The organism is Hyphomonas sp. (assembly GCF_040882205.1).
GTDB lineage: Bacteria > Pseudomonadota > Alphaproteobacteria > Caulobacterales > Hyphomonadaceae > Hyphomonas.
Window position 1 is genome coordinate 1 of sequence record NZ_JBBEBT010000179.1, and the last position, 3,974, is coordinate 3,974.

The following is a 3,974-nucleotide window of genomic DNA, read 5'->3' on the forward strand; positions in this document are numbered from 1 at the left end:
GGGTGCTCGCCGTCCTGTCAATCATCCTCGTGCTGGCAGACCTCGTGATCCACCGGCACGAGTATCTGCATTTTGCCGAATCCACCGGCTTCTTCGGCCTCTGGGGCTTCGTGTCCTTTTCCTTTGTCGTGCTGATGGGCTGGCCGCTCGGCCGCCTGTTGCGCCGCGACGAGAACTATTACGGCGATGCCGGCGGCCCGCCCGACGACATCGATCCCGACCTTGAAGGCAAGCCGGTCGCCGCGCCGCATGGCGGACACGGAGGAGCGCACTGATGCCCGTCCTGCTTTCCGCCCTGAACCCCGGCTGGCTGCTGATCCTTGCCGGCCTTGTCGCCCTGTTCGTGCAGGTGCGCCTCGTGCGGCAGGTGATCACCATTGCGGCGCCGATTCTGGGCATCCTGCTGCTGGCCACCACCCACCACGGCGTGGACCACCTGACCTACAGCACGCTGGGGATCGACCTGTCCTTCTACCGCGTCGACAGCCTCAGCTTCCTGTTCGGCCTCGCCTTCCTGATCGCCGCGCTGCTCAACGCCATCTACGCCCTGCACACCGACAACCCCATCCAGGACGGCATGGCGCTCGCCTATGGCGGGGCTGCCATCTCCGCTGTCTTCGCCGGCGACCTGATGACGCTGTTCGTGTTCTGGGAACTCACCGCAGTCACCTCGGTCTTCGTCATCCTGCAGGCCGGTACGCGTGCGGCCTATTTCGCCTCGATGCGCTATCTCGCTGTCCAGATCCTGTCCGGCGTACTGCTGCTCGCGGGCATCACCTATGTCTGGAATGCCACCGGCAGCCTGTCGCTGACGGCCTTCACCGGCCTGAACCAGCCGGGCGCGCTGCTCATCTTCTTCGCCTTCGGCATCAAGGCAGCCTTCCCCTTCCTGCACAACTGGCTGCAGGATGCTTATCCAAAGGCTTCGGTCGTAGGCGCCGTCGTCCTCTCCGCCTTCACCACCAAATTCGCGGTCTACGCCTTCGCGCGCATGTTCCCCGGCCAGCCCGAACTGATCTGGATCGGCGCGGTGATGACCGTCTTCCCGGTCTTCTTTGCCGTCATCGAAAACGACCTGCGCCGCGTTCTGGCCTATTCGACCAACAACCAGGTCGGCTTCATGATCTGCGCCATCGGCGTCGGCACACCGCTAGCCCTCAACGGCGCAGTCGCCCACGCCTTTGCCGACATCCTGTTCAAGGGCCTCCTGTTCATGTCGATGGGCGCCGTCCTCTACCGGACCGGCACCACCAAGGCGAACGAACTGGGCGGCCTCTACCGTTCGATGCCGTGGACCACGCTCTTCTGCCTTGTCGGTGCGATCTCGATCTCGGCCATGCCGCTCTTCTCGGCCTTCGTCACCAAGTCGATGATCCTCTCGGCGGTCGCCTCCACCGGCATGGTCGTCGTCTGGCTGATGCTGATGTTCGCCTCGGCCGGTGTGCTCGAACACTCGGGCATCAAGATCCCGTACTTCGCCTTCTTCGGCCATGACAGCGGCAAGCGGGTCAAGGAGGCGCCCTTTAACATGCTCCTGGCGATGGGCATGGCGTCCTTCCTGTGTATCGCCATCGGCCTGCCGGCCTTCCTGCCGGGCTTTGGCTATGAATGGCTCTACAGTCTCCTGCCTTATCCGATCGAGGCGTCAGCCTACCAGCCGTTCACGCTCGGCCACATGCTGGCCCAGCTTCAGCTGCTCGCGCTCGCGGTCTTCGCCTTCGTGCTGCTGCAGCGCCTCGGCCTTTACCCGCCCGAGAAACCGGGCGTCATCCTCGATGCCGAATGGGCTTACCGAAGGGCCTGCTATGGCGTCGTCCGCTGGATCGACACGGTCTGGGCCAAGCTCGGCCCGGCCATGACGATCATCTTCGGCAGGCTGTCTGAGCGCGCCTATGACCGGCTCGTGGACACGTTCAGCCCCCGCGGCGGCTTCGCCCGCAGCCCGATTACCAGTGGCGCGGCCATCTGGACCACGGTGATTCTCGCGGTTGTCCTGCTGGTCTCGTTCATCCGGACCTGAAAAACCCTGCAGCTTCAGGGTGACAAAATTAAGCCATATTAAGCCGTGACAGCGGGGTAGTGGCTTGCCACGGCCTACCTTGCCGCGTGCGGCGGGGCCATCCGCGGCCAGCCGCAGCTGGAAAGGCAGGTTATGTTGTCAGAGGGTGAGGCCAATGCGCCGGGCAGCCTGAATGTGGTGTTCGCGACAGGGATCGTGTCCGCCTACGTGCGCAACAATACGCTCAACACGTCTGACCTGCCGGACCTGATCCGCAGCGTCCATGCGGCCCTGCAGGACCTCTCCCGGCCGGCTGGCGCCGCGCCGGAGCCGCCGCGCCCTGCCGTGCCGGCGAAGAAATCGATCTTCAAGGACTACCTGATCTGCCTGGAAGACGGGCTGAAGTTCAAATCCCTGAAACGCCACCTGCGCTCAAAATATGGTCTGTCTCCGGACGAATATCGCCAGAAATGGGGTTTGCCGGCAGATTATCCGATGGTTGCGCCGGGTTACTCGGAGAAGCGGTCAAAACTCGCAAAGAAAATGGGGCTCGGGCGCAACACTCGCGAAGAATAACCCCAATAAAAGCAGGCTTGTTCCGCGCCCGGAATGAAATATTCCGCAAATCAATGTTAACAAAAAGCTACAAAGACGCTTGATCGGTGAGTCCACTCGCGCAATAGGTGATTCCTGCGAATCACCACGGGGGTGGCGACATCATGTTCAACAAGCCGAATTTCTCGGGCGTTACCGAGGCCCAGCGCCTCCTGATCGCCCATTGGTATGAATGCCGGACGTCCGAAGGCCTCGTCCCGCGCGACGCTATCGATCCGGGTATCGTGCGCAGTACGCTGGCCAGCCTCTCCATCGTCGAGATCGATGCCGTGGGCGAGGGGCGTTTCCGAATTGCCGGTTCCCGCCTGCGCGATATCTTCGGCATGGATGTGCGCGGCCGCCGCGTTGCCGAAATCGCCGGCACCCACGGCGAATGCTACGCCCTCGGCCTGTCCTCCGCCCTCGAACGCGGCAACCCCGTCGGCGGCGTCATCGAAGGCGCTCGCCTCCATGCCTGGCTGCGCCTGCCGGTGGCGGACGAACACGGCGACCTCACGATGGTCCTCTGCCACGACGAACTCATTGCCAGCCGCCGCGCGCTGGAAACCCCTGCCGAAAAGACCGCATCTCCGCGCTTCGCCGCGTAGCGAAGCGCGCTTCGGCCGCGCTGGCGAGCCACCCTGCTCTCATACCGGCGAACACGAAGGCCGGACCCATACCTCGATATGCAGACTGGCGGCGTCTTTGGATCCCGGCTTTCATCTGGTTGGCTAAGCGGCGGCCAGCTGGGCGTCAGCCCGGATACGCACAAGCATCGAGGCAAGGCCGTTCGACCGCTGGGCTGTCAGCGCGCCCGACACGCCGATCTCGTCGAGCAATGTGTGCGCATCGAAGCGGAGAATGTCGGCCGGCGGCTCGCCGGAATAGAGCCGAACCAGCAGGGCAATCAGGCCGGACACGATGATCGCATCAGACTCGGCCCGCACGGTCAGCGCGCCGTTCGCGGCATCGGTCACCATCCAGACCTGCGAGGCACAGCCGCGCACCCGCGTTTCCTCGCTGCGCTCGTCCGGCGCCAGCGGCGGGTTCGCCTTGCCCAGGTCGATCAGGTGCGCATACCGCGCCTCCCAATCCTCCAGCCAGGAGAACTCTTCCCGGATGTCTGCCGCTTTGGTTTCGATACTCATGTAGCTCCATATGATTTGCGAAGCGCCAAAAAGAAACCCCGGCAAGCCAGTGGCTGCCAGGGCGGGAGGTGCAGAGTGGGCCTGGAGCGTATGGACTATTTGTAGACAGCGCCGAGGCAATCAGCGACTTCGGTCAGCGTGTGCTGGCTGATGCAGTGAGGAAGCTCGAATTCCTGGCCGACACCCGCGACGCAGCCCTGCAGCTGCAGGTTCTGCATTTTCAGGCAGCTCTG

Annotated in this window: 4 protein-coding genes and 1 pseudogene; 4 read left to right on the top strand and 1 reads right to left on the bottom strand. The window is 63.6% G+C overall.

Annotation, left to right across the window (positions count from 1 at the left end; all coding sequences use genetic code 11):
• The 4 genes and pseudogenes from WEA77_RS07285 to WEA77_RS07300 all read left to right on the top strand — a co-directional run.
• Positions 1 to 275: pseudogene (locus tag WEA77_RS07285) on the top strand (hypothetical protein); the annotation flags it as partial.
• Positions 275 to 2,020, top strand: coding sequence for a Na(+)/H(+) antiporter subunit D (locus WEA77_RS07290; RefSeq protein WP_368067206.1), 1,746 nt, complete (start codon positions 275 to 277; stop codon positions 2,018 to 2,020). The pseudogene WEA77_RS07285 and the gene WEA77_RS07290, both read left to right, overlap by 1 nt.
• Positions 2,021 to 2,152: 132 nt before the next feature.
• Positions 2,153 to 2,575 (top strand): MucR family transcriptional regulator, encoded by a 423-nt coding sequence (locus tag WEA77_RS07295; RefSeq protein ID WP_368067207.1) that lies wholly within the window; start codon positions 2,153 to 2,155, stop codon positions 2,573 to 2,575.
• A gap of 143 nt (positions 2,576 to 2,718) precedes the next feature.
• Positions 2,719 to 3,201 carry a PAS domain-containing protein gene (locus WEA77_RS07300; protein ID WP_368067208.1) on the top strand — a complete coding sequence of 161 codons (483 nt, stop codon included), beginning with the start codon at positions 2,719 to 2,721 and terminating at the stop codon, positions 3,199 to 3,201.
• Positions 3,202 to 3,324: 123 nt separating this feature from the next.
• Here WEA77_RS07300 and WEA77_RS07305 read toward each other — a convergent pair whose 3' ends face one another.
• Positions 3,325 to 3,741 carry a SufE family protein gene (locus WEA77_RS07305; protein ID WP_368067209.1) on the bottom strand — a complete coding sequence of 139 codons (417 nt, stop codon included), beginning with the start codon at positions 3,739 to 3,741 and terminating at the stop codon, positions 3,325 to 3,327.
• Positions 3,742 to 3,974 lie beyond the last annotated feature (233 nt).

Coding starts and splice junctions, on each gene's coding strand:
- WEA77_RS07290 (WP_368067206.1), top strand. CDS start 275: ATGCCCGTCCTGCTTTCCGCCCTGAACCCCGGCTGGCTGCTGATCCTT.
- WEA77_RS07295 (WP_368067207.1), top strand. CDS start 2,153: ATGTTGTCAGAGGGTGAGGCCAATGCGCCGGGCAGCCTGAATGTGGTG.
- WEA77_RS07300 (WP_368067208.1), top strand. CDS start 2,719: ATGTTCAACAAGCCGAATTTCTCGGGCGTTACCGAGGCCCAGCGCCTC.
- WEA77_RS07305 (WP_368067209.1), bottom strand. CDS start 3,741: ATGAGTATCGAAACCAAAGCGGCAGACATCCGGGAAGAGTTCTCCTGG.